Origin of the sequence: Mesorhizobium sp. M2E.F.Ca.ET.219.01.1.1, from assembly GCF_004016445.2 — a bacterium.
GTDB lineage: Bacteria > Pseudomonadota > Alphaproteobacteria > Rhizobiales > Rhizobiaceae > Mesorhizobium.
In genome coordinates this window covers 1,883,570-1,908,910 of sequence record NZ_SADT02000001.1, presented here as the reverse complement: position 1 = coordinate 1,908,910, position 25,341 = coordinate 1,883,570, and the positions used below count along the sequence as shown (strand labels likewise).

Genomic DNA, 25,341 nt, shown 5'->3' with positions numbered 1-25,341 from the left:
GAAGTGTCGAGCATTGCCAGCGAAAGGGCTCGCCTTTGCGCTGGCAACAATGCCGATCTCTGTCAGGCTATTTTCAAAGCGCATGGTCTAAGCGATCGGAGAAGCGACTCCTACTGGTCCAGCGACGGGCAAGCGCCTCCCTACTACCCCAACGCCGTTACTCTGGATGCCGATGCCATAGCGGCCCAACGTGCCGAAATAGCCAGACTGACATCCGTTCTTGCCACCGATTTTTCGGTCAAGGACGGATTTTGCCGTCTTGATCTCCAACCGCTGGGGTACAGTCAGCTCTTCGAAGCAAGCTGGATCTGGATGGACCTGCGTCGGCCGACGACGTCGCCTTCTGGCTGGGAACGTGTCGAGGATGCCGCCAGCTTGGAGATGTGGGAACGTGCCTGGGCGGATGGCGCGATTCGTTCCGACGGCCGTGTCTTTCCGGCTGCCGTTCTCGCCGATCCTGCCATCGCCATCCTAGGCCGACGGACGGCCGACGGCTTCAGCGCCGGCTGCATAGCCAATCGATCCGAGCTTGTGATCGGGTTGTCGAATGTTTTTGCCGCAGATGGCAGCCCGACATATCGAGATGCTGCGCAAGCCGCAGCCCACGCGTTTGCCGGAGGCCGCGCGCTGGTCGGGTATGATCGTGGTTGCGGGCTGGATGACGCGTTGGCCTGCGGCTTTCAAACTACTGGCCGGCTGCGCGTCTGGATACGGGATCGCCAAGGCGGAGGGAAATGACACGTGGCAATACCTGTTCTCTACGGCGCCGACTACAGCGTTTATGTCCGTATCGCGCGGATGACGTTGGAGGAGAAAGGCGTCGGCTACGGGCTGGTCCCGCTCGATATCTTCGCCGCCGAAGGCATTCCGGCCTGGTATCTGGAGCTTCACCCGTTCGGCCGCATCCCGGCCCTCGAGCATGACGGCTTTCGCCTGTTCGAGACAAGCGCCATCGCGCGCTATGTCGACGAAGCCTTCGACGGTCCGGCCCTGCAGCCGACCGACGCCCGCGGCCGCGCCAAAATGAGCCAGATCATCGGCATGCTCGACGCCTATGGCTATCGCGCCATGGTCTGGGACGTGGCGGTAGAGCGGCTCGAAAAGACCCCGCCGGATGAGGCGCTGATCGCCAGCGGGCTGAGCCAAGCTGAGACGGTGCTCAAGGTGTTGACGTCACTAAAGGCGAAAGGGGGGCCTTGGCTGCTCGGCGAGCAGCTGACGCTGGCCGACCTGCATGCCGCGCCGATCATCGCCTATTTCCTCAAGGTCTCGGAAGGGCGCGATCTGTTGGCGCGGTTTGCGGATATCGGGGATTGGTATGCGCGCGTCGCTGATCGTGCAAGCTTTGCGCGGACTGAAAGGGTCGACTAATTCGAGTGAACTTCCTCGGCGTCGGCGCCGCCCCTCATTGCCCTGCCGGGCATTTCTCCCCGTGAACGGGGAGAAAGAGGCTGGCCGGAGCGCGGCGCCCTTCCTGCAACGTCGGCGATCAGCGAAAGCCGCGGCGACATCGCCCTTCTCCCCGTTCAACGGGGAGAAGATGCCGGCAGGCAGATGAGGGGCAGCGCTACCCTCTAAGAGTTAGGAGCCGGGTTGAGCTAAGCCGGTCACTTCAGCCTTCACGCCGCCTCCAGCGCCGCCTTCACCGCCGCGATAGCATCATTGGCCTTGGAGGCGTCGGGGCCGCCGGCCTGGGCCATGTCGGGACGCCCGCCGCCGCCCTGCCCGCCAAGCGCGGCCGAGGCGACGCGGACCAGATCGACGGCGCTGAAGCGGCCGGTCAGGTCATCGGTGACGCCGACGACCACGCTTGCCTTGTTGTCCTCGCCGGAACCGATGAAGACGACCACGCCGGAGCCGAGCGTCTTCTTGCCGGCATCGGCAAGCGGCTTCAGGTCCTTCGGCGCAACGCCCGAAACCGCTTTGCCGAGGAATCCGACGCCGGCGACCGTCTCGTTGGCGGCCGGGGCATCGGCAACGGCCGAGCCGCCGCCCAGCGCCAGCTTCTTGCGCGCCTCGGTCAGCTCCTTTTCGAGCTTCTTGCGCTCTTCGAGCAGCGTCTCGACGCGAGCCGGCACATCGGCCGGCGAGATCTTCAACGTCGCCGCCGCAGCCTTCAGGCGCTTGTCCTGCTCGTCGAGATGCCTGCGGGCAGCCTCGCCGGTCAGGGCTTCGATGCGGCGCACGCCGGCCGCCACCGCGCTGTCCGAAAGAATGCGCACCAGGCCGATATCACCGGTCGACCTGACATGCGTGCCGCCGCAGAGCTCGACGGAATAGGGCCGGTTGGCCTTGGCGCCATGCAGGCCGGTGCCCATCGACACGACGCGCACCTCGTCGCCATATTTTTCGCCGAACAGCGCCATCGCGCCCTCGGCGATCGCGTCGTCGACCGACATCAGCCGCGTCGTCACCGGGCTGTTCTGCACGACGATCTCGTTGGCCATGCGCTCGACCTCCTCGAGCTCATCGGCCGAGATCGGCTTGTTGTGCGAAATGTCGAAGCGCAGGCGATCAGGCGCGACCAGCGAGCCCTTCTGCGCGACATGGGTGCCCAGCACCTCGCGCAGCGCCTCGTGAATGAGATGCGTTGCGGAATGGTTGGCGCGCAGCTTCGAGCGGCGGGCATGATCGACCTTGAGCTCGACCGCCGCACCCGTCTTCACCGTGCCTTTAACCACCTTGCCGAGATGCACGAACAGGCCGTCGGCCTTCTTCTGCGTGTCGGAAACCTCGATCGAGAAGCCCTCGCCGGAGATCACGCCGGTGTCGCCCATCTGGCCGCCGGATTCGCCATAGAACGGCGTCTGGTTTACGACCACCGCGACCGCGTCGCCCTGGGAGGCGCTGTTGATCGTCTTGCCGTCCTTGACCAGCGCCTGGACGATGCCTTCCGCAGCTTCAGTCTCGTAGCCGAGGAATTCGGTCGCGCCGGTCTTTTCGCGCACCGAGAACCACACCGTCTCGGTCGCGGCCTCGCCCGAGCCCGCCCAATGCGCGCGCGCCTCAGCCTTCTGCCGCTCCATCGCGTCGGTGAAGCCGGCAATGTCGACCGAGATGCTGCGCTGGCGCAGCGCGTCCTGCGTCAGGTCGAGCGGGAAGCCGTAGGTGTCGTAGAGCTTGAAGGCCGTCTCGCCGTCCAGCATGTCGCCGGCATGAAGCGTCTCGGTGGCGTCCGAAAGCAGGCCGAGGCCGCGCACCAGCGTCTTGCGGAAGCGCGTTTCCTCGAGCTTCAGCGTCTCGGTGATCAGCGCCTCGCCGCGCACCAGCTCGGGATAGGCCTGGCCCATCTCGCGCACCAGCGCCGGCACCAGCTGCCACATCAACGGCTCCTTGGCGCCAAGCAGCTGCGCATGGCGCATGGCGCGGCGCATGATGCGCCGCAGCACATAGCCTCGCCCCTCATTGGAAGGCAGCACGCCGTCCGCCACCAGGAAGGAGGACGAGCGCAGGTGATCGGCGATGACGCGGTACGACGCGACGTTCTCCTGGTTCGGCCCCTGGCCGAGCGACGAGGACGCGGCATCGATCAGATGCTTGAAAAGGTCCGTCTCGAAGACGCTGTCGACGCCTTGCAGGATGGAGGCCATGCGCTCCAGTCCCATGCCGGTGTCGATCGAGGGCCGCGGCAGGTCGATGCGCTCTTCCTTCGTCACCTGCTCATACTGCATGAACACCAGGTTCCAGAACTCCAGGAACCGGTCGCCGTCCTCTTCCGGACTGCCGGGCGGGCCGCCCCAGATATGCTCGCCGCGGTCGATGAAGATTTCCGAGCACGGACCGCACGGGCCGGTGTCGCCCATCGCCCAGAAATTGTCCGACGTCGCGATGCGGATGATGCGGTCGTCGGACAATCCGGCGATCTTCTTCCAGTAGCCCGCCGCCTCGTCATCGGTGTGATAGACGGTGACGAGCAGCTTGTCCTTCTTCAGGCCAAAACCCTTGGTGATCAGGTTCCAGGCAAGCTCGATCGCGCGCTCCTTGAAATAGTCGCCGAACGAGAAATTGCCGAGCATCTCGAAGAAGGTGAGGTGGCGCGCGGTGTAGCCGACATTGTCAAGGTCGTTGTGCTTGCCGCCGGCGCGCACGCTCTTCTGCGCGGTAGACGCCCGCGAATAGGGACGTTTCTCCAGGCCGGTGAAGACGTTCTTGAACTGCACCATGCCGGCGTTGGTGAACATCAGCGTCGGATCGTTGCGCGGCACCAGCGGGCTGGAGGCGACGATCTCGTGGCCCTCCTTGCGGAAGTAGTCGAGGAATGTCGACCGGATGTCGTTCACGCCACTCATTGCACACTGCCTTTTTCGCAAGAACCGCCGGCTCGGCCGGCGGCAATGGGCTTTGGTATTTCAGAAGATAGATGGGCCTTTTAGCGATAGCTCTTGAGCCTGTCCAGAAACACGGAGTTGGGCCAATCGGCAAGCGGGCAGCGGCTCAACACCACCCGCGAAATGCAAAACCGCCGGCGCGAAGGCCGGCGGTTCAGGTACGCACTACTCAAGAACTCGATTACATAAGCACAAGCAAATAGACCAGGATTGTGGCCGAACTCCGGCTAAGCCGACGAATTGCTTGCGCTCAATCCCGAACAGGAAACCGCTGCGCGATCTTCCTAGGCCAGCCCTACATGGCGCCGGCTTCGTCCTCGAAACCGTCGTCCCCGCCTTCGGAGCCACCATTCTCGAGGAATTTCTCGGCGATCAGCCCGGCATTCTGCCGAAGCGCCAGCTCGATCTCGCGCGCCGTGTCGGGATTGTCGCGCAGGAACAGCTTGGCGTTCTCGCGGCCCTGGCCGAGACGCTGCGAATTATAGGAGAACCAGGCGCCCGACTTCTCGACCACGCCGGCCTTGACGCCGAGATCGACGAGCTCGCCCGTCTTCGACACGCCCTCGCCATACATGATGTCGAACTCGACCACCTTGAAGGGCGGGGCCAGCTTGTTCTTGACCACCTTGACGCGGGTCTGGTTGCCGACCACCTCGTCGCGGTCCTTGACCGAGCCGATGCGGCGGATGTCGAGGCGCACCGAGGCGTAGAATTTCAGCGCATTGCCGCCGGTCGTGGTCTCGGGCGAGCCGAACATGACGCCGATCTTCATGCGGATCTGGTTGATGAAGATGACCATGGTGTTGGAGCGCGAGATCGAGGCGGTCAGCTTGCGCAGCGCCTGGCTCATCAGGCGGGCCTGGAGACCGGGCAGCGCATCGCCCATTTCGCCCTCGATTTCAGCGCGCGGCGTCAGCGCCGCGACCGAATCGACGACCAGCACGTCGATGGCGCCGGAGCGCACCAGCGTGTCGCAGATTTCCAGCGCCTGCTCGCCGGTGTCGGGCTGCGAGATCAGCAGGTTTTCCAGGTCGACGCCGAGCTTGCGGGCATAGACCGGATCGAGCGCGTGCTCGGCATCGACGAAGGCGCAGATGCCGCCCTTCTTCTGCGCTTCCGCCACCGTGTGCAGCGCCAGCGTCGTCTTGCCCGAGCTTTCCGGCCCGTAGATCTCGATGATGCGGCCGCGCGGCAGGCCGCCGACGCCGAGCGCGATATCGAGGCCGAGCGATCCCGTCGGCACGGTTTCAATCTCGACCACCTGCTCGTTTGCGCCGAGCCGCATGATCGAGCCCTTGCCGAAAGCGCGCTCGATTTGCGACAGCGCCGCGTCCAGAGCCTTTGATTTGTCCACTGCCTTATCCTCTACAAGCCGCAAAGTATTCTGAGCCATGATACATCACCCCGTGGTCGTCAATGAAGGCCGGACAATCCGTGATCCTTGCCGTTTTGTACCTTTTTTGTTCTCATTTGGCAAGGGGCAACAAATATCTGAAAAACAATCAATATCTGGATTTGTTCTATTTTTGTCTCACCAGGGCTAGTGCGGAGCACAACCACTGGTCCAGAAGAGATTTCGATATCCGGCCATCCCGAATCGCGACCCCGATTGCAGGGTGACCCGGGGAAACCTAGTGTGCGCAGCCGCACGATCAATGAAAGTCACCGACCCGAAATGCCGACATCCCCAACTATCCTCGCGCTGGGCGGCGCCCATATCGACCGGCGCGGCCAGGTCTCGGGCACTTATGTGCCGGCAGCCTCCAACCCCGGCATCATGCGCGAGGACGTCGGCGGCGTGGTTTTCAACGCGCTGCGCAGCGTGGTCAAGCGCGGTGTGTCGGCCTCGCTGATTTCCGTGCGCGGCGGCGACGCGGCGGCGGACACGGTTGCCTCGGCGATCGACAACGCCGGGATAACGGACCTCTCGGTCGTGTTCCTCGACCGCACGACGCCGAGCTACACGGCGCTGATCGACGCCGAGGGCGAGCTGATCGTCGGGCTGGCCGACATGGCGCTCTATGATCTCGCCTTCCCTAAGCAGATAAGGCGTTCCAAGGTGCGCGAGGCAATCGCCGCGGCCGACGCGATCCTGTGCGACGCCAACCTGCCGACGGCGGCGCTGGAACGCCTGGTGGCGCTCGCCGGCGGCCGGCCGGTCTTCGCCATCGCCGTTTCACCGGCCAAGGTCGTTCGGCTGACGCCGCTGCTCGACCACCTGTCGCTGCTCTTCATGAACCGCCGCGAAGCCGCCGCGCTGGTCGGCGCCGAAATGTCCGGGAACGCGCTTGTCGACGCACTCAGGCAGACCGGCCTGAACGCCGGCGTGATCACGGCCGGCAGCGCCCCGGTGCTGGGCTTCGACGACAGCGGCATCTTCGAAATCGACCCGCCCGCGCCGCGGCGGGTCGCCGACGTCACCGGCGCCGGCGACGCGCTGACCGGCGCGGCCGTCGCCGCAATACTGCGCGGCCTGCCGCTGCGCGCCGCGCTGCGTGAGGGCGTCGCTGCGGCCATGCTCGCCATCGAGAGCCCGGAGGCCGTGCCATCCTTCACGAGCGCCAACTTCACGCAGGCGCTTGCCCTTGTGCCGGAGGCACGGGAGGTGGCATAGGGCCACCAACCATCCAGTTCCTCCTTGCCGGAGACAGCCATGACGCCCGAGACCGCCCGCCCCTTCATCGACATCCATCCGCCCGTGGCTAAGGCGCTTGCCGCCGGTCGGCCGGTGGTGGCGCTGGAATCGACCATCATCACCCACGGCATGCCCTACCCCGACAATGGCGCGATGGCGGCCAAGGTCGAGCAGATCATCGCCGATGCCGGCGCGGTGCCGGCGACGATCGCCGTGGTCAACGGCCGCATCAAGATCGGCCTGTCCGACGGCGAACGCGAATCGCTCGCGATGACCGGCGACGCCATGAAGCTGTCGCGTGCCGATATCGGCTTTGCGGTGGCGCAAGGGCGCACCGGCGGCACCACGGTGGCCGCCACCATGATCGCCGCGTATATGGCCGGCATAAAAGTGTTCGCCACCGGAGGCATCGGCGGCGTCCACAAAGGCGCCGAGAAAAGCTTCGACATCTCGGCCGATCTCGACGAGCTGGCGCGCACGCCGGTCATCGTCGTCTCGGCCGGCGCCAAGGCGATCCTCGACATCGAAAAGACGCTGGAAGTGCTGGAGACGCGTGGTGTGCCGGTCATCGGCCATGGCAGCGAAACCATGCCCGCCTTCTGGTCGAGGCAGTCGCCGTTCCGCGCGCCGCTGACATTGCACGCGCCTGAAGACATCGCGCATTTTTACCGCACGCGACAGGCGCTGGGCTTGGGCGGCGGCATCCTTGTCGCCAATCCTGTGCCGCACAATGACGAGATCCCCGCCGACGAAATGGCCTTCTATATCGATGCCGCGCAGAAAGCCGCCGAAGCGCAGAATGTCACCGGCAAGGCAGTGACGCCGTTCCTTCTGTCGAAGATCCTTGAGCTGACCGGCGGCCGCAGCCTCAAGACCAACATCGCGCTGGTCGAGAACAATGCTCGGCTGGCGGCGGCGATTGCGAAGGCGCTGTAGGGCATTCGGGTTACGGCAGCTCCGGCCAACCGCAATGGCCGCGTTCCGTCACACCCCTCTCTGTCCTGTCGGACATCTCCCCCGCAAGGGGGGAGATTGGCAGCTTCATCGAAGGCGCTCTTCTTGCAATGTTGGCGATTAGCGAAAGCCGGCGCGACAGCTAATCTCCCCCCTTGCGGGGGAGATGGCCGGCAGGCCAGAGGGGGGTGCTGTCCCTCCAGCATCTCTAAGTTTCACTTCCCCGCCCTTCGTCCCGCCTCATAAGCGCGCCGCGCCCATATCGCCATCTCATCCGGATCGTCAAAGGCATCGTCCGGCACGCTCCAATAGGGCATCTCCACCGCCTTGCCGTGGCGTGAGCCGGTATATGTCCACTGCCTGCAGCCCGCTGCCTCGAAGTCCGGCGCACTTTCCTCGTCCGCCTTCAGCATCAGTTCGCCGCGCACGACAACCGCGACGATAACGCCGTCGCAATAGATGCCCTTGCCGCCGAACAGTTTGCGGATGCTGATCGGACCAAGGCTTTCGAACAGTTCTTCAAGGCGCGTATTATCCATGCCGCGATCATCTCATCCGGCATGGGCCTTGTCATCGCCGCAACCAAAAGCATGCTGACAGGTTGAAACCTGAAAACGGAGTTCCCGCCATGCCCGTCCTGCTCAAAGGCTCCTGCCGTTGCGGCGCCGTCCGCTTCGAGGTGCAGAGCCACACCCCGGTGCCGTTCATGCTCTGCTACTGCTCGATCTGCCGCAAGCAGCAGGGCGGCGGCGGTTTCGCCATCAATCTCGGCGCCGACTACGAGACTTTGAAAATCACGGGCAAGCGCAGCCTCGGCATCTATTGCGCCGAGATCGAGGATGACGAGCATCCGCATTGCGAGGTCTCGACCGGCGAGCGCAATTTCTGCCGCAAATGCGGCTCAGCGCTCTGGCTCTACGACCCGACCTGGCCGGATCTCGTCCATCCCTTCGCCTCGGCGATCGACACCGACCTGCCGAAACCGCCGGAAAAGGTGCATCTGATGCTGAAATACAAAGCGAACTGGGTCGAGCCGGTGGTCGGCAGACAAGACAAGGTGTTCGACGTCTATCCAGAGGAATCGATCGCCGACTGGCACAAACGGACTGGGATGTGGGTTGATTAGAGCAATTCCAGCAAAACTGCCCATCGGTTTTCCGCCCGGAATTGCGTCAAGGCAACCATCTGGCGACAGGAGGCCGAAATGAACCTCACGACGCACAAGAAATTCAAAGGCGATCGTTTGATGCCTTGGGGCAAGGGTACGGTTGTCTCGGACGCGAAGGGATATGTCTTTCTGTCCGGCAACACCGCCACCGTCGACGACTACGATCCGTCGAAACACCAGGGCGGCGCAGTCGGGGACGCCGCAACGCAGTGGCGCGAAATCCTCGCCAATATCAAGTCGGATCTGGAAGAGCTTGGCAGCTCCTCGACCATCTGGTCAAGGTGACGTTCTACGTCAAAGGACCATTTCCGTCGGGCGGCGTCCTCAGTTCACCCAATTTCCGTCTGGACGTGTTGGACGAATTCTTTGCCGAGCACTGCCCGAAACACTGCAGCTACAACAACCCGCCGCCATCGGAAGTGATCGGCGTCGCCGCCCTGGCGCAGCCTGACCTGGTGGTGGAGCTTGTTGTGATCGCCGCACTGCCGGACTGAGCAGCGCGGCAGGAATTCCTCAGGCCGAGGCGCGCGCCTCGGCAATCGCCTTGAGATCGGCGGGCTTCAGTTCGACGGATTCGCCGCAGCCGCAGGCCGAGCTTTGGTTCGGGTTCTTGAAGGTGAAGCCGGTGCGCAGAGTCGTCTGCTCGAAATCCATCTCGGTGCCGAACAGGAAGAGCGCGGCTTCGGGCGCGACATAGACATGCGCGCCGTCGCGCTCGATATGGTCGTCCTTGGGGTTCGGCTCGGTCACCAGATCGATGGTGTATTCCATGCCGGCGCAGCCGCCCTTCTTGATGCCGAGGCGGACGCCGTGCGCATTGTCGCGCGCGGCCACGATCTCGCGCACGCGGTCGGCGGCCTTTTCGGTCATCGTGATGACGGCGAAGCGTCCCATATTCTTCCTTCTCCATTCCCTGCAGGTTCAAGGCCTGCCGAATGATTCTCACCTAAAATGGTGAAGTTTTACCACCGGCGCAAGTGCGCCAGCCTGTGCTTGCCTAGTACCACCCGACCGCAACCTGCGCCTCTTCCGACATGCGGTCGGGCGTCCACGGCGGGTCGAACACCATTGAGACCTCGACACCGGACACGCCTTCGACGGCGCCGACGGCGTTCTCCACCCATCCAGGCATTTCGCCCGCCACCGGGCAGCCCGGCGCGGTCAGCGTCATGTCGATCTTGACCGACCGGTCGTCCTCGATGTCGATCTTGTAGACAAGGCCGAGCTCATAGATGTCGGCCGGGATTTCCGGGTCGTAGACCGTCTTCAGCGCCGAGACGATGTCGTCGGTCAGCCGCGCCAGCTCGTCGGCGGGGATCGCCGAGGCCGAGACGATGCCGTTGCCGGCCGTTTCCGGAACAGTCTCTGCGGTCGCGCTCACGTCGTCCATCATCATCACCCGAAGAACTTTCGCGCCTTTTCCAGCGCCTCGGCCAAAGCGTCGACTTCGGCCCTGGTATTATACATGCCGAACGACGCCCTGCATGTGGAGGTGACGCCGAAGCGTTTCAACAGCGGCTGGGCGCAATGGGTGCCGGCACGGACAGCGACGCCCTGCCGGTCGATCACCATCGACACGTCATGCGCATGGATACCTTGCAATTCGAACGAGATGATGGCGCCCTTGCCGGGCGCGTCGCCGAAGATGCGCAGCGAGTTGATGGCTCTGAGCCGCTCATGCGCGTAGGTCTTGAGGTCGGCTTCATGCGCCGCGATGCGCTCGCGACCGACCTTTTCCATATAGTCGAGCGCGGCGCCGAGCCCGATCGCCTGCACGATCGGCGGCGTGCCGGCCTCGAAGCGGTGCGGCGGATCGTTGTAGGTAACGATGTCTTCCGTCACCTCCTCGATCATCTCGCCGCCGCCCATGAAGGGCCGCATCTCTTCCAGCCTGTCCTTCTTGCCGTAGAGCACGCCGATGCCCGACGGGCCGTAGACTTTGTGTCCGGTGAAGACGAAGAAATCGCAGTCGAGGTCCTGCACGTCGATCGGCATGTGCACGGCGCTCTGACTGCCGTCAACGAGGACGGGAATTCCGCGCGCATGCGCGATGCGCACGATTTCCTTGATCGGCGTCACCGTGCCCAGCGCATTGGACATCTGGGTCATCGCGACCAGCTTGGTGCGGTCGGTCAGCCGCTTTTCGAATTCCTCGATGTGGAAAGCGCCGAGATCGTCGACAGGCACCCAGACGAGCTTGGCGCCCTGCCGCTCGCGGATGAAATGCCACGGCACGATGTTGGAGTGGTGCTCCATGATCGACAGCACGATCTCGTCGCCCTCGCCGATCCGCGGCATGCCCCAGCCATAGGCGACCGTGTTGATCGCCGAGGTGGTGTTGGAGGTGAAGACGATGTTGTCGGTGCTCGGCGCATTCAAAAACCGCTGCGCCGACTTGCGCGCATTCTCATAGGCGTCGGTCGCGGCGTTCGACAGGAAATGCAGGCCGCGATGGACGTTGGCGTATTCCTGGGAATAGGCGTGCCGGATCGTGTCGAGCACCACCTGCGGTTTCTGCGCCGAGGCGCCATTGTCGAGATAGACCAGCGGCTTGCCGTAGACCTGGCGCGACAGGATCGGGAAGTCGCGGCGGATCGCCTCGACGTCATAGGGGGTGGTTTCGATCTTCTGGTCCATCACAAGCTCTTCCGAGGCAACGCCTCACTCCGTCCAGCACCCCTCATCCGTCTTGGCGCTCCGCGCCAATCCACCTTCTCCCGCAAGGGGAGAAGGTTAAGCGCTAGCCGTGCGTCGAAAACCAGCCGTCGAGCCGCTCTTCGAGCGCTTCGACCAGCGCTTCGTCGTCCAGTTCCTCGATCACTTCGGCGACGAAAGCCTTCACCAGAAGGCCCCGCGCGCTCTTCTCGTCGATGCCGCGCGCCATCAGGTAGAACAGATGGTCGTGGTCGATCTCGGTGACCGTCGCGCCATGGCCGCAGACCACGTCGTCGGCGAAGATTTCCAGCTCCGGCTTGGTCGAGAACTCGCCGTCATCCGACAGGAGCAGCGTGTTGCAGGCCATCTTGGCGTTGGTCTTCTGCGCGTATTGATGCACGTTGATGCGGCCCTGGAAGACGCCGCGCGCCTTACCGGTCACCACGTTGCGGATCACTTCCGTCGACGTCGTATGCGGCACGGCGTGGTCGAGCACCATGGTGGTGTCGGTATGGGTGTCGCCGGCGAGAAGGTTGATGCCGCGCAATTTGAAGTCAGCGCCCTCGCCTGTCGTCCTGACGACGACCTCCTGGCGAACCAACTTGCCGCCGGCATTCATCACGAACAGCGTCAGCTTGGCGTCCTTGCCGATATGCGCCTTGAACTGGGCGAGATGCGTGGCCGTGTCCGGCTGCTCCTGCACGATCAGCCAGGTCACCTCGGCGCCGTCACCAACCACGAGCTGGATGACCGAAGAGACGAGCGCCTCGTCGCCCACGCCCGTCTGGCGCTCGACGATGATCGCCTTAGCGCCGGCGCCGATACGCGCCAAGAGCCGCACATGCGACTGGCCGCCGGCCTGCAGGTTCTGCAATTCGATCGGCCTTTCCAGCTGGGTGCCGTCGGCAATATCGACGAAATAGCCGTCGGCGACGAAGGCCGTGTTGAGCGCGCCGATCGCATCGTCGTCGCCATAGGGGTCGAGCCCGGGCGCGGCGCTGCCGTCGGTCAGCTTCTCCGACAGGCGCTGCACCGTGACGCCTTCGACCTCAGGCAGCTTCGCTTGTGAGACTCCGTTCAGCACAGGCAGCACGGCCGACCCTTCAAGAACCGGCGCAAGCGCCTTGGCAACGGCGCCGGCCTCGAAAGCCGGCACCGAGGTCAGCAGCCGGCGCAGATCCGTATAGTGCCAGGATTCGACGCGGCGCGTCGGCAGGCCGTGCTTGATCGCCTCGATCGCATCGTCGCGCTTCACCATCACCGCGCCGTCGCCGGGCAGCAGCGAGAGCCGCTCGCCGAAGGCGTCGATCAGCCCCGTCTCGGCCAAGGTCCGCTGGGGCTGTGCATGCATGTTCATGACTTTCGCCTCGACTGCTCCCATCTCACGCGGCTTCGCCGATCACGCCGGCATAGCCGTTGGCCTCGAGATCGAGCGCCAGCGACTTGTCGCCCGACTTGATGACCTGGCCCTTGTAAAGCACGTGCACCGAGTCCGGCACGATGTGCTCGAGCAGGCGCTGATAGTGGGTGATGACGACGATGGCGCGTTCCGGCGAACGCAGCGCGTTGACGCCGTCGGACACGATCTTCAGCGCATCGATGTCGAGGCCGGAATCGGTCTCGTCGAGCACGCAGAGCTTCGGTTCCAAAAGCTTCATCTGCAGGATCTCGGCCCGCTTCTTCTCGCCGCCCGAGAAGCCGACATTGAGCGGCCGTTTCAACATGTTCATGTCCATGTTGAGCGAGGCCGCCGCTTCCTTCACGCGCTTGAGGAATTCCGGCACCTTGAGCGGCTCCTCGCCGCGCGCCTTGCGCTGCTCGTTCATCGCCACTTTCAGGAATTCCATCGTCGCCACGCCCGGTATCTCCATCGGATACTGGAAGGCGAGGAAGATGCCGGCGGTGGCGCGCTCGGCTGGATCCATTTCGAGGATCGACTGGCCGTTATAGAGGATGTCGCCCTCGGTCACCTCATAGTCCTCGCGGCCGGCGAGGATGTAGGACAGCGTCGACTTGCCCGAACCGTTCGGCCCCATGATGGCGACGACCTCGCCGGCTTTCACCGTCAGGTTCAGCCCGCGGATGATCTCGGTGCCGTCATCAACGATGCGGGCATGCAAATTCTTTATCTCAAGCATAGTTTCTTCCTGAATAACTTTTGCGGTCAGCCGACCGAACCCTCGAGGCTGATCCCGATCAGCTTCTGCGCCTCGACGGCGAACTCCATCGGCAGCTGCTGGATGACATCCTTGACGAAGCCGTTGACGATCAGCGCGATCGCTTCCTCTTCTGGGATGCCGCGCTGCATGACGTAGAACTTCTGGTCCTCGGAGATCTTCGACGTCGTCGCCTCGTGCTCGAACTTCGCCGTTGCGTTCTTGGCTTCCATGTAAGGCACGGTGTGCGCGCCACACTGGTCGCCGATCAGCAGCGAATCGCAATTGGTGAAGTTGCGCGCGTTGGTCGCCTTGCGGTGCGCCGAGACCTGGCCGCGATAGGTGTTCTGCGAGAAACCGGCGGCAATGCCCTTGGAGATGATGCGGCTCGACGTGTTCTTGCCGAGATGGATCATCTTGGTGCCGCTGTCGACCTGCTGGTAGCCGTTCGACACCGCGATCGAATAGAACTCGCCGCTGGAATCGTCACCGCGCAGGATGCAACTCGGATATTTCCAGGTGATAGCCGAGCCGGTCTCGACCTGCGTCCACGAGATCTTCGAGCGGTCGCCGCGGCAGTCGCCGCGTTTGGTGACGAAATTGTAGATGCCGCCCTTGCCCTCGGCGTCGCCGGGGTACCAGTTCTGCACCGTCGAATATTTGATCTCGGCGTCGTCGAGCGCGACCAGCTCGACCACCGCCGCATGCAGTTGGTTCTCGTCGCGCTGCGGCGCCGTGCAGCCTTCGAGATAGGAGACGTAAGCCCCCTCCTCGGCGATGATCAGCGTGCGCTCGAACTGGCCGGTGTTCTTCTCGTTGATGCGGAAATAGGTCGACAGCTCCATCGGGCAGCGCACGCCCTTCGGCACGAAGACGAACGAGCCGTCGGTGAACACGGCCGAGTTCAGCGTCGCGTAGAAATTGTCCGAGGTCGGCACGACCGAGCCGAGATACTTCTTCACCAGTTCCGGATGCTCGCGGATCGCTTCCGAGATCGAGCAGAAGATGACGCCCGCCTTGGCGAGCTCTTCCTTGAAGGTGGTGACCACCGAAACAGAATCGAACACGGCGTCGACCGCGACGCGGCCGGACTTGTAGACGTTGTCGCCTATCTCCGCTTCCTCGTCCGTCACCGCAGGCTTCTGCACGCCGGCCAGGATTTCCTGCTCCTTGAGCGGAATGCCAAGCTTCTCATAGACCTTGAGCAGTTCAGGGTCGACCTCGCTCAGCGACTTCGGCCCCGGCGCGCTCTTCGGCGCGGCGTAGTAATAGATGTCCTGGAAGTCGATCTTCGGATAGTGGACGCGCGCCCAGGTCGGCTCTTCCAACGTCAGCCAGCGGCGATAGGCCCCCAGACGCCATTCCAGCATCCAGTCCGGCTCATCCTTCTTGGCCGAGATGAAGCGAATGATGTCTTCGCTCAGGCCCTTGGGGGCCTTGTCCATCTCGATCTCTGTCTGGAATCCGTATTTATACTGGTCGACGTCGATCTTTCGGACTCGATCGATCGTCTCCTGCACAGCAGGCATAAGCGTTCTCCATACACGCCGGGGTCAAGGCCCGGCAGTTTTCAAACTATGGCACCGCTGTAATCGCATCCCGGCAGGGGTGCGCAGCGGAGTAAGCTCCATATAGTGCGTGTCCGCCGGAAATTCACCCGGCCAGGACAAAACGCACCACTCTACCAGGCCGCAGGGCCTGAATTCATTTTCGCCGCCGTCAGGCGGCTTCTTCCTTGCCCGCCCGGCGCGCGACGATGCCCGCCAGCGCCGCCCGGAAGGCCTCTATCTCCTCGGCGCCGGTCGCGCGGCCGATCGAGACGCGCAAGGCGCCCAGGCTGTCGCCATGGCCCATGGCCTTCAGCACATGGCTTGGCCCGACCTTTCCCGACGAACAGGCCGAGCCCGCCGACAGCGCGACGCCGGCAAGGTCGAATGCGATCTGCGCCGTTTCGGCCTTGACGCCGGGAATAGCGAAGAATGTCGTGTTGGCAAGCCTCTGAGCGCCATTTCCGAAGATTTCCGCGTCAGGCGCCAGTTCGGTCACGATGGCTTCGACCTCGTCACGTCGGCGCGCGATGGCGTGCATGTCGTCCAAGCCCGCAAGTGCTACCCGCGCGGCGGCGCCGAAACCGGCGATCCCGGCGACGTTCTCGGTACCGGCGCGGTGGCCCTTCTCCTGGCCGCCGCCATTGACCAGCGGCCGCGGCATCATCAGGTCGGACGCGGCGACGATCGCGCCGACGCCCTTGGGGCCGCCGATCTTGTGCGAGGACAGGATCAGATAATCGGCATAAGGAGCTGACATATCGAGCGGAATCCGCCCGGCGGCCTGCACGGCATCGACGACCAGCACCCCGCCGGCGGCCTTGACGATTTCGGCGATGCGCCCGACCGGCTGGACGATGCCTGTCTCGTTGTTGGCGGCATGGATCGCCACCAGCGGCAGGCCGGCGGACTTGTCATGCTTGGCGAGCGCGCCGGCAAGCACCTCGAGATCGGCGATGCCGTTCCGGTCGACGCCGACCCTCGTCACCTGCGCCGGCGTGAAGCGGCCGCCGTTCAGGATGCAGGGATGGTCGGCCGCCGAGACATAGAGGTGGCTCATGCGGATAGCGCCGCGCCCCATCCGCCAGTCGGGCGTAAGCAGCGTCGAGGCGGCTTCGGTGGCTCCGGAGGTGAAGATGACATGTTCGGGCCTGGCGTTGACCAGCCGCGCCACGTCGCGGCGCGCGTCCTCGACCAGCCGGCGCGAGGCGCGGCCCTCGGTGTGGACCGATGACGGGTTGGCGGCATCGAGCGCGGCGACCATCGCCGCCCGCGCTTCCGCAATGAGCGGCGCGCTGGCATTGTAGTCGAGATAGGCGCGGGTTGCGGCCATTTTCGCTCAGTTCGTCCTTCCGCCGACTATCCCGCGAGGATAGCGCGTTATTTCCTTGAAATTGCAAGGCAAGCCGTCCTATTTACCCGGCTTGCGGCGCGGGCGGCCGGACCATCGGGTTTCGGCCTCCCAGTTTTGAACCATTCTAAACTAGCTTCTAGGAAGACGCTCGCCCGGCGTCAAGGCCACAGAAGGTTTGGGGCCGCAGCAGAGTTAGGGCCGAAAGAGTTCCGGGCTAGCGCATTCATATGCCACGTGGAGTATTTTATGCCTGAGGTCATTTTCGCCGGTCCGGCTGGTCGCCTGGAGGGACGCTATCAGCCCTCGAAGGAAAAGAGCGCCCCGATCGCCATCGTGCTGCACCCGCACCCGCAATTCGGCGGCACGATGAACAACAAGATCGTCTACGACCTCTTCTACATGTTCCAGAAGCGCGATTTCACCGTGCTGCGCTTCAATTTCCGCGGCATCGGCCGCAGCCAGGGCGAGTTCGACCACGGCACCGGCGAGTTGTCGGACGCGGCCGCCGCGCTTGACTGGGTGCAGTCGCTGCATCCGGATTCGAAAAGCTGCTGGGTCGCCGGCTATTCCTTCGGCTCCTGGATCGGCATGCAGCTTCTGATGCGCCGGCCCGAGATCGAGGGCTTCATCTCGGTCGCGCCGCAGCCCAACACCTATGATTTCTCGTTCCTGGCGCCCTGCCCTTCATCCGGCCTGATCATCCATGGCGATGCCGACAAGGTGGCGCCGCCCAAGGACGTGCAGGGCCTGGTCGACAAGCTGCACACGCAAAAGGGCATCACCATCACCCAGAAGACGCTGCCCGGCGCCAACCATTTCTTCGCCAATGACGCCGAGTTGCTGATCCATGAATGCGCCGACTATCTCGACCGGCGCCTGGCCGGCGAGCTCGCTGATCCGAGGCCGAAGCGCCTGCGCTAAGCACCGGAGAGTGCCGGCCCGGGCGCCTTAAGGAGTCTGGGCTCGGTCGGCACGGATCTCACCGCTCTCGACCGGGCCGACCCTCGACATTCTCGGCGCGCGGGACGGTGCCAGCCTGAATGTCCGTTTGCGCACCGGCAGCTTCGCGCTTGTCTGGCGGAAGATGAAACCCAGCCGGGCGAACACCAGCCCCGAGAGCACCGCAAAAGCCAGCCCGAGGCCGAAGCCCGCGACCGTGTCACTCGGATAATGCGCGCCGACGAAGACGCGGGTCGAGGCGATGCAGGCGGTGACCGCCAGCGCGATATACCAGCGCCGCGGGAACAAAAGCAGCAGGATGCCGAACACCGCGCCCATCGTCGTGGCATGGCCGGACGGAAAGCCGGCGAAGCGCGCATCCATGGCGAAGGGATGCAGCGACAGGACGCCGAAACTGTTGAAATAGAACGGCCGGGCCCGGCCGATGCCGTATTTCAGCAGGTTGACCGCGAGACCGGACAGGCCGGCTGCGCACAGCACCAGGAAGGCGAAGCAGGTCCAGTTGTAGACCAGCATCCGGCCTTGCCGGGAAAGGCCGCGCCAATCCGTCAGGTTGGCGGCGATGAGGCAGAGCGCAGCCGGAATGAGGTACCAGCCGCCAAGGCCGAACTGCGTGAAGAAATCGGTGAAGCGCCCGAAGCCGGGGGACCATTCGCCGCGCATCTCGCCCGCGCCGGCGTCGAGGCGCAGGAAGACCGCCACGGTGAGCAGCACCCAGGCTATGAGCCAGACGCTCCATGGAATTCGCGGATAGCGCGCCGGCCTCAAGGCAAAGCGCCGCCTCACGATCGACATCGTATCGCGGAAATTGCCGAGCGAGCGGCGGTAGAGGGCAAGGGGCGCTACGGACATGGCTTTGGCGCAAAGTCTATAGGAGCATTCGACGCCCGAGGCTATTCATCACGGCGCCACCCGGTAAAGCCCGAGCGACAGCTTGTCTCCTGACGAATAGTTGATGCCGTCGATCTCGGTCAGGCGCTTGGCCGACTTGCCCTGGGCGGTCAGCACATCGGCAAGCTTCTGCTCGTCCTTGATCGGCGCCAGCCCAAGCGCGCAGCCCGGATCGTCGAGCAGATGCCGCGCCACGCCCTCGACATCGGTGAGCACGGTCTTGGTGCCGACCAGGAAGATCAAGCTCGGCTCCTGGAACTTTGCCGAGGCAAGCACGGTTGTGTCGCAAAGCCGGTTGGCGTCGACCGCCGCCTTGACCGCAGGACTCAGCCAGATCGGCTTCAGCGACGGCGCGATCACGCCGAACAGCAGGCTGAAGGTGATGCCCGCGCCAACCGCGATCGCGGCGATGCGCGGAAGCGACACCTGCAACTGCCTTGGGAAAGCGAGATAGCCGGTGACCAGGGCGGCGATCGCCGCCGGTACGCTCCACCAGGAGAAGGTCTTCGCCACATAAAGCGGCGCGCCGACGCAGACCACGGCAAGGCCGATCGCCACGACGGCAAGGCCGAAGGCGGTCGCCCACCACAGCCATGTCTGCCAGCGCCTCAGCGGCGCATTGGCCTGGTCTGCCGGCAAGGTGAGCAGCCAGCCGATCAAAAGTGCCATGCCCGGATAGGCCGGCATGACGTAATGCGGCAGCTTGGTCGGTATCGCCTCGAAGACCAGCCAGAACGGGATGTACCAGGCCAGGCAGAAGCGCAGGCGCGGATCGTCCCAGAACCGGTTGATCGCCTGCAGCCCGGCGCCGACCGCGATCAGCCCGAAGGGCCACATGAACAGCGAATAGGTCAGCATGTAGAAGCCGGGCGGCAGGCCGTGCGACTCCTCGCCCTGCGCCACCTTGTTCAGCATGTCCTTGCCGACCGCTTCCTGGAAGAAGGCGCCGCCGCTCTTCCAGGTGATGAGGATGAGCCAAGGCAGGACGATGACAAGCACGATCGCCACGCCGCGCGCCAGCTTCATCTTCAGCAGCCAGCGCAAGTCGCGGTCGAAGGCAAAGAGCGCCGCGGCCGTCAGCAGCGACAAGAGCGGCGAAACTGGACCCTTGATCAGGATGCCCAGCGCTTGCGCGATCCAGAAGATCCACGGCAGATGTCCGGGAACCGGCTCGTTGCGCTTGGCTGCCATATAGACCTGCGCCAGCGCGCCTTGCGCGATCACGCAGCAGGCGAGAAGCATCGCGTCGGTCTTGGCGTCGCGTCCCTCGAAGGCGGTGGCGAAGATCGCCGCCATCATCAGACCGGCCGCCAGCCCGGCATTGGCGCCGAAGAGTTTTGTCCCGGTCCAGCCGATGCCGACGACCGCGATCGCGATGCCCAGCATCGAGACCAGGCGATAGACCCAGATCGGCGCCGCCGCCCCCTCGCCGCTCAGCGCGACCGCCGCGGACTGCAGCCAGTAGATGCCGATCGGCTTCTTGTAGCGCGTGACGTCCTGCAGGCGGATATCGACATAGTCTCCGGTCTCGACCATCTGCTTGGTCGCCTGGACGAAGCGGGATTCGTCGCGGTCCACCGGCGGCAGGCTGGCCAGCCCGCTGACGGTCATGACAATGCTGAACAGAAAGAGGAGAATGTAGTTCCTGTTCATCGCGGGAGCTCGTCCGATCTGAAACTGCGGGATGGCCCCGTCGCGGCGCATGGGCGCCTATCTGTGCGCGGCGCCTCATTACGACAGCAAAAAGGGCGAAGCAAGGACGCCTGGGCGCCGCGTCCGATCGGTCGCAAAACCGGAAATCACTTTTGCTAACGGCGCTTGGATGCTAAACGCGCGCCTTCATATCCAGCTTGGCCTTGGCGCCAAGCGATCTCCAGGAAGAGAAAATGTACGCCTTCAAATCCGATTTCCTGCGCATTATGAGCGAGCGCGGTTTCATCCACCAGATTTCGGACGAATCCGCCCTCGACCAGCTTTTCGCCGAGGAAACGGTAAGCGCCTATATCGGCTTCGACGCTACCGCCCGGAGTCTGCATGCCGGATCGCTGATCCAGATCATGATGCTGCATTGGCTGCAGCAGACGGGCCACCGGCCGATCGCGCTGATGGGCGGCGGCACCTCGATGATCGGCGACCCGTCCTTCAAGGACGAGGCCCGCAAGCTGCTCACCCCGCAGGACATCGAGGACAATCTCGTCGGCATCCGCCGCAATTTCGCGCCTTACCTGAAGTTCGGCAGCGGTACCGGCGACGCGGTCATGGTCAACAACGCCGACTGGCTGATGGAGATCAACTACGTCAATTTCCTGCGCGACGTCGGCCGGCACTTCTCGGTCAACCGCATGCTCGCCTTCGATTCCGTGAAGCTGAGGCTCGACCGCGAGCAGTCGCTGTCTTTCCTCGAGTTCAACTACATGATCCTGCAGGCCTACGACTTCGTCGAGCTCTACAAGCGCGTCGGCTGCCGGCTGCAGATGGGCGGCTCAGACCAGTGGGGCAACATCGTCAACGGCATCGACCTCGGCCACCGCATGGAGGGTGTGCAGCTCTTCGCCATGACCACGCCGCTGCTCACCACCTCGTCCGGCGCCAAGATGGGCAAATCCGCCTCGGGCGCCGTCTGGCTCGATGGCGACATGCTCTCGCCCTACGAGTTCTGGCAGTACTGGCGTAACACCGAGGATGCTGATGTCGGCCGCTTCTTGAAGCTCTACACCACGCTGCCGCTGGACGAGGTGGCGCGGCTCGAAAAGCTCGGTGGCTCGGAGATCAATGAGGCGAAGAAGATCCTCGCGACCGAGATCACCGCCATGCTGCACGGCCGTGAGGCGGCTGAGACGGCAAGCGAAACGGCGCGCAAGACCTTCGAGGAAGGCGCGCTTGCCGACACGCTGCCCAGCGTCGAAGTCGCCAAATCGGACCTCGAAGCCGGGATCGGCATCCTGGCGCTGTTCGTCACAGCCGGGCTGGCCGGCTCGAATGGCGAAGCGCGCCGCCATATCCAGGGCGGCGCCGTGCGCGTCAACGACCAGCCGCTGACCGACGACCGGCGCATCGTCACGTCCCAGGACCTTGGCCCGGAAGGCGTCGTGAAGCTCTCGCTCGGCAAGAAGAAGCACGTGCTGGTGCGGCCGGTCTGATTGGCCGCCTACTCGATCTCATCCTTCCCGAAAACCGGAGACCGCTTTTCGGGATCAAGTTTACCGGTACTCGAAGATCGAGCGGAATATCCCGGGCGCCACGACCGACAATGGATTGATGTTGAGCATCGGCTTGTTGGCGTTGCCCTTGAGCCGGTAGGTGACGCCGATCAGGCCACGGTCGCGACCGTTGCCCAGCAGCGGCCCGAACAGCGGCAATTCGCCGAAGATGCGGTTCAGCCCATAGACCGGCATGAAGGTCCCGGTCATGTCCATGTTGTTGTTCTGATCGTAGAGCGTTCCCTGGAAGGTCGTGCCGATGCGCGGGCCACGCAGCAGGCCGTTCGCCAGCCTCAGGTAGCCGGAACCCTTGTCGATCTCGGCGAAGCCGCGCTCGAACTGCACCCTGGACGTATCGATGTTGCCTTTGACGGCCTCGTTCAAGCTGCGTGTATCTCCGGCCGGCGTGGTCGACACGATCGAGGCCAGCTTGGGCTCGTTGACGACGTAGAAATTGCTGGCATCCACCTGTCCCCTCATCGGCCCGTCGGCGGCGCCGGAAAGCGACAGTGTGATCGCGCCGCCTTCCATATGCTCATAGACGTTGAGGAAGCGCAGGATCGCGCCGGCATCGGCCGACTTCACCCTGAGCACCCGGCCGCCTTCGTTGGTGGTGTTGTTGATCGTGATCGGGGCGCCCGAGCTTGCCGCGGCGGTGACGTTGAGCCCGTTCACGCGCGATCCGGCCGCGCTGTATTCGAGCTTCAGATCGGAAAGCACCTCGTCGTGGAAACCGGTCAGCGATGCCACATCGGCGCTCACCGAGATCCCGTCGCTGCCGGCGCCCTTGGTGGCGGTGTCGACATCGGAGGTGAACTGCTTGATCAGCGAGCGGGCGTCGAGCGACGCGCCGCTGACGTCGACAGCGTAGCTCTTGCCGGCGCGCTTGACCGAAACGGCAACATCGTCGCCTCGGTTCAACGCAACCTTGCTGAAGCGGGCCGCGGACAACGCGCCGTTGACCAGCGTCACATTGCCGTCGATCGAAAAGCTTTTTCCGTCGAGAGCGAAATCCGACAGCGTGGTGGTGCTGCCGGACTTGGCCATGTCGAAAGCGACCTTGGCCGGAATGCCGGCACCCTTGCTCCAGCCCGCCCAGGGAATGTCGAGCCTGGCATTGGTCAGGTCCGCCGAGACCTGCTGGGCGCCCTCGCCGCTCTTGTCGATCGCCACCTTGATGGTTCCCGACAGCAGGTCCGACAGTCCAGGCATGCTGGCGTCACGCGTCTTGTCGTCGAGGATCAGCGTGACCTTGCGGCTTCGCGCAGGCCCGTCGTCGGCGAGCGGTTCGACCAGATCGAGCTCGGCCGGAATGCCGTTTAGCTTGGCCTCGGCCGAAATCACCGCCTGCTTTGGCCCCACTGTTATCGAGCCGTCAGCCTCGGTCACGGTCTGGTCTTCGAATGGCTTGGCTAACGACAGGTCCTGATAGTCGAGCGAAACCAGCCAATCCAGTTTCGAGGTGTCCATGCCCTTCGTCAGCGGAATGTCCGCCCTGACATGCCCGGTGACGGTGCCGGACAGGTCCTCGGGCGCCAGCCCGACATGGCGCATGGCATTGATCGGCTCATAGGAGGCAAGCTCGGCGATCGCGGGCGCCTCACCCGCGACGTCGATGTCGAGCCCGCCGACCACGATCGGTCGGTTCGCGTTCTTGATCGTCAGCGTGCCGCCGCTTGCCGCCACTGTGCGGCCGCTCGGCATATAGACGCTGCCCGATGAGAGGCTGATGTCGACATCGTTGCCGTGGAACGCGACGACGCCGACGGCATCGCGGACCGGCGGAATGCGCCCGGCGGTATCGAAGCGCGAGCCTTCGATCTGGAAACGACCGAACACTTCGTCGCCGGTAAGCGGCACGCCGTTGCCCAGGCGCCCCGGCGCGACCTGGAACTGCAGGTTGGCGTCGGTCACCGTGCCGCCGAACAGGTTGCCCAACACCCAAAGCCGCGCGTTGCGGGCCGAAAACCATGGCCACAATTGCTTTACGTGCGAAACCGGCATGTCGTGAACGTTGAGCGACAGCGATATGCCCGGAGGGCCGTTGTCGATGAAGGCGACCGTGGCCGCGCCTAGCACTTCGCCCGGTCCGCCGGAACGCACACCGATCTGCTCGGCGATGAGCTTGCGGCTCTTCGGCTGATAGACGCCGGCGATGCGGGCGAGGAAACGAAGCGCCGGTTCAGGCGATTCCGAGGGTGCCAGTGTCGAGCCGTCGCTGGTGAGGTCGTAGCGGTATGCGGGCTCCTCTCCCGCGGCTGCCGGCTTCGGCCCGATCGACCCGGCAAAGTCGAAGCTGGAGCGGCCGTTCTTGATCAGCAGCCGGTCGACTGAGATCTTGTTCGAGCCGGTCACCAAAGTGGCGTCGGTATCGACATCGACAGGCAGCAGGCCGCGTTCGCCCAGATCGAGCACGGAACCGGTGAGCGATAGCGAGGCCGCCAGGCGCGACGGGCTGTCGCTCGACGCTTCCGAGCCCGAAAGCTTCAGCGCGATCGAACCCAGTCTGGCGCCGTCGGCCGCGGCGGCAGCCTCGGTCGAGCTGCCCTCGCCGGAATTACCCGCGCCTTCTATCTCGATGTTGGCGTCCAGCGAGGCGATCCGCCTTGCCGTCGCGTCGCGGGTCGCCGAGGCGGTTAAAGTCGCGTGCCGGCCGTCGACATCGGCATCGTAGGAGAACTGCATGCGCCCCGTACCGGTCTGCGCGACGGTCGCCGAGGCGACGATCACACGCTTGACCAGTCCTGTGTCCGGCAGCTCAAACTCGACGTTGTGCAAATCGATCTGGCGCATCGAGTCCTCGCGCACGGCATCCAGCGCTTCATTGACGCTGGCGAACACCGCCGCCGACACTTTCTCCGGGTCGACAAGGCCGTCCGCGTTGCGCAGCGCCGCCGTCCAGTCGCCGCCGCCGGAAGGCATGGCGGCCACGACGATGTGGGCGTTGGAAAATCTGGCGCTGGTCAGCCGGACATCGCCCGAAAGCAGCGGCAAGAGGCGCATGCCGAAACGCACGCGCCCAATATCGGCCATCGGCTTGCCGTCGGCCGTCTTGAGGCTGACATCGTTCACCTGCAGGGCGACGAAGCTCGATCCGTCCAGCGTCAGCCGCGCCGCGCCGACGGTGACATTGACATCGACGCCTGCCAGCTTCTCGATGGCGATCTCCGCCTCGGCCCGGAGCCGTTCCGTGCCGATGCCCGAGGCTCCGAGCACATAGACGCCCGCCGCCACCAGAAGCACGAGCGCGCAAAGCCCGGCAAACACGCGGCCGAGGACACGGAAGCGCCGCCGCACCACCGCGCGGCCAAGCGGCGGCACGCTGCAAGCGGACGGGAGCTTCGCCAGGTCGGTGATCTCGTCACGCCTGAACCTGATCTTCTCGTGCTGCGGGTCTTCCTGATCCAAGCAATCTTCCGTTGTGACGAACTCGTCATGGACGAATCCCCGCCTCACGTTATAACGATGCTTTCCCGCGCGTAACCGCAAACAA

General features: G+C 64.3%; 22 protein-coding genes. 9 read left to right on the top strand and 13 right to left on the bottom strand.

The features are described 5' to 3' along the window. Positions 1–3 precede the first annotated feature (3 nt). Positions 4–738 (top strand): hypothetical protein, encoded by a 735-nt coding sequence (locus EN862_RS09015; protein ID WP_127863745.1) that lies wholly within the window; start codon positions 4–6, stop codon positions 736–738. Between the two features lie 3 nt (positions 739–741). Then, positions 742–1,371, top strand: coding sequence for a glutathione S-transferase family protein (locus EN862_RS09010; RefSeq protein WP_127863744.1), 630 nt, complete (start codon positions 742–744; stop codon positions 1,369–1,371). Positions 1,372–1,619: 248 nt separating this feature from the next. On the opposite strand, the gene alaS is transcribed toward EN862_RS09010, so the two are convergent. Next, positions 1,620–4,289: an alanine--tRNA ligase gene (gene alaS / locus EN862_RS09000; RefSeq protein WP_127863743.1), complete on the bottom strand. Its 2,670-nt coding sequence runs from the start codon at positions 4,287–4,289 to the stop codon at positions 1,620–1,622. A 334-nt stretch (positions 4,290–4,623) separates the two neighbouring features. Continuing rightward, on the bottom strand, positions 4,624–5,721 hold the full coding sequence (gene recA, locus EN862_RS08995; protein ID WP_112127716.1) for a recombinase RecA: 1,098 nt from the start codon (positions 5,719–5,721) through the stop codon (positions 4,624–4,626). Positions 5,722–6,003: 282 nt separating this feature from the next. On the opposite strand from recA, the gene EN862_RS08990 reads away from it, so the two are divergent. Then, complete coding sequence (locus EN862_RS08990; protein WP_127863742.1) at positions 6,004–6,942, top strand: carbohydrate kinase family protein; 939 nt, start codon at positions 6,004–6,006, stop codon at positions 6,940–6,942. 39 nt (positions 6,943–6,981) lie between these two features. Beyond that, positions 6,982–7,899, top strand: coding sequence for a pseudouridine-5'-phosphate glycosidase (locus EN862_RS08985; protein ID WP_127863741.1), 918 nt, complete (start codon positions 6,982–6,984; stop codon positions 7,897–7,899). Between the two features lie 233 nt (positions 7,900–8,132). Here the strand turns inward: EN862_RS08985 and EN862_RS08975 are convergent, their stop codons facing one another. Continuing rightward, entirely contained in the window at positions 8,133–8,456 is a 324-nt protein-coding gene (locus tag EN862_RS08975) for a TfoX/Sxy family protein (RefSeq protein ID WP_127863740.1), read from the bottom strand. A gap of 89 nt (positions 8,457–8,545) precedes the next feature. On the opposite strand from EN862_RS08975, the gene EN862_RS08970 reads away from it, so the two are divergent. The 3 genes from EN862_RS08970 to EN862_RS36770 all read left to right on the top strand — a co-directional run bounded on the left by EN862_RS08970 (position 8,546) and on the right by EN862_RS36770 (position 9,579). Continuing rightward, complete coding sequence (locus tag EN862_RS08970) at positions 8,546–9,043, top strand: GFA family protein (RefSeq protein ID WP_127863739.1); 498 nt, start codon at positions 8,546–8,548, stop codon at positions 9,041–9,043. A gap of 78 nt (positions 9,044–9,121) precedes the next feature. Further along, complete coding sequence (locus EN862_RS36775; protein ID WP_245519530.1) at positions 9,122–9,370, top strand: hypothetical protein; 249 nt, start codon at positions 9,122–9,124, stop codon at positions 9,368–9,370. Next, positions 9,367–9,579 (top strand): hypothetical protein, encoded by a 213-nt coding sequence (locus EN862_RS36770; protein ID WP_245519529.1) that lies wholly within the window; start codon positions 9,367–9,369, stop codon positions 9,577–9,579. Before EN862_RS36775 ends, EN862_RS36770 begins: the two co-directional genes overlap by 4 nt. 19 nt (positions 9,580–9,598) lie before the next feature. Here the strand turns inward: EN862_RS36770 and sufA are convergent, their stop codons facing one another. The 7 genes from sufA to EN862_RS08930 all read right to left on the bottom strand — a co-directional run bounded on the left by sufA (position 9,599) and on the right by EN862_RS08930 (position 16,776). Next, positions 9,599–9,979, bottom strand: coding sequence for a Fe-S cluster assembly scaffold SufA (sufA, locus tag EN862_RS08960; protein WP_127863738.1), 381 nt, complete (start codon positions 9,977–9,979; stop codon positions 9,599–9,601). A gap of 103 nt (positions 9,980–10,082) precedes the next feature. Continuing rightward, a complete protein-coding gene (locus tag EN862_RS08955) occupies positions 10,083–10,475 on the bottom strand; it encodes an SUF system Fe-S cluster assembly protein (protein WP_040995632.1) in 393 nt (130 codons plus the stop codon). A 5-nt stretch (positions 10,476–10,480) separates the two neighbouring features. After that, positions 10,481–11,722, bottom strand: coding sequence for a cysteine desulfurase (locus EN862_RS08950; RefSeq protein ID WP_127863737.1), 1,242 nt, complete (start codon positions 11,720–11,722; stop codon positions 10,481–10,483). A 103-nt stretch (positions 11,723–11,825) separates the two neighbouring features. Further along, complete coding sequence (gene sufD / locus EN862_RS08945) at positions 11,826–13,097, bottom strand: Fe-S cluster assembly protein SufD (RefSeq protein ID WP_127863736.1); 1,272 nt, start codon at positions 13,095–13,097, stop codon at positions 11,826–11,828. A 25-nt stretch (positions 13,098–13,122) separates the two neighbouring features. Continuing rightward, positions 13,123–13,878 carry a Fe-S cluster assembly ATPase SufC gene (gene sufC / locus EN862_RS08940; RefSeq protein ID WP_127863735.1) on the bottom strand — a complete coding sequence of 252 codons (756 nt, stop codon included), beginning with the start codon at positions 13,876–13,878 and terminating at the stop codon, positions 13,123–13,125. 26 nt (positions 13,879–13,904) lie between these two features. Next, positions 13,905–15,425, bottom strand: a complete 1,521-nt coding sequence (gene sufB / locus EN862_RS08935; protein ID WP_127863734.1) for a Fe-S cluster assembly protein SufB — start codon at positions 15,423–15,425, stop codon at positions 13,905–13,907. Between the two features lie 190 nt (positions 15,426–15,615). Then, positions 15,616–16,776 carry a cysteine desulfurase family protein gene (locus tag EN862_RS08930; protein ID WP_127863733.1) on the bottom strand — a complete coding sequence of 387 codons (1,161 nt, stop codon included), beginning with the start codon at positions 16,774–16,776 and terminating at the stop codon, positions 15,616–15,618. Positions 16,777–17,043: 267 nt separating this feature from the next. Between EN862_RS08930 and EN862_RS08925 the strand changes: the two genes are divergently transcribed. Beyond that, complete coding sequence (locus EN862_RS08925; RefSeq protein WP_095818525.1) at positions 17,044–17,718, top strand: alpha/beta hydrolase; 675 nt, start codon at positions 17,044–17,046, stop codon at positions 17,716–17,718. A 27-nt stretch (positions 17,719–17,745) separates the two neighbouring features. On the opposite strand, the gene EN862_RS08920 is transcribed toward EN862_RS08925, so the two are convergent. Next, entirely contained in the window at positions 17,746–18,609 is an 864-nt protein-coding gene (locus tag EN862_RS08920; RefSeq protein WP_127863732.1) for a phosphatase PAP2 family protein, read from the bottom strand. A 48-nt stretch (positions 18,610–18,657) separates the two neighbouring features. After that, positions 18,658–20,301 (bottom strand): glycosyltransferase family 39 protein, encoded by a 1,644-nt coding sequence (locus EN862_RS08915; RefSeq protein WP_127863731.1) that lies wholly within the window; start codon positions 20,299–20,301, stop codon positions 18,658–18,660. Positions 20,302–20,534: 233 nt separating this feature from the next. Between EN862_RS08915 and tyrS the strand changes: the two genes are divergently transcribed. Further along, the gene (tyrS, locus tag EN862_RS08910; protein WP_127863730.1) at positions 20,535–21,788 is read left to right on the top strand and encodes a tyrosine--tRNA ligase; all 1,254 of its coding nucleotides are present in this window, start codon (positions 20,535–20,537) and stop codon (positions 21,786–21,788) included. 60 nt (positions 21,789–21,848) lie between these two features. On the opposite strand, the gene EN862_RS08905 is transcribed toward tyrS, so the two are convergent. After that, positions 21,849–25,256 carry a DUF3971 domain-containing protein gene (locus EN862_RS08905; protein ID WP_127863729.1) on the bottom strand — a complete coding sequence of 1,136 codons (3,408 nt, stop codon included), beginning with the start codon at positions 25,254–25,256 and terminating at the stop codon, positions 21,849–21,851. Positions 25,257–25,341: the final 85 nt, after the last annotated feature.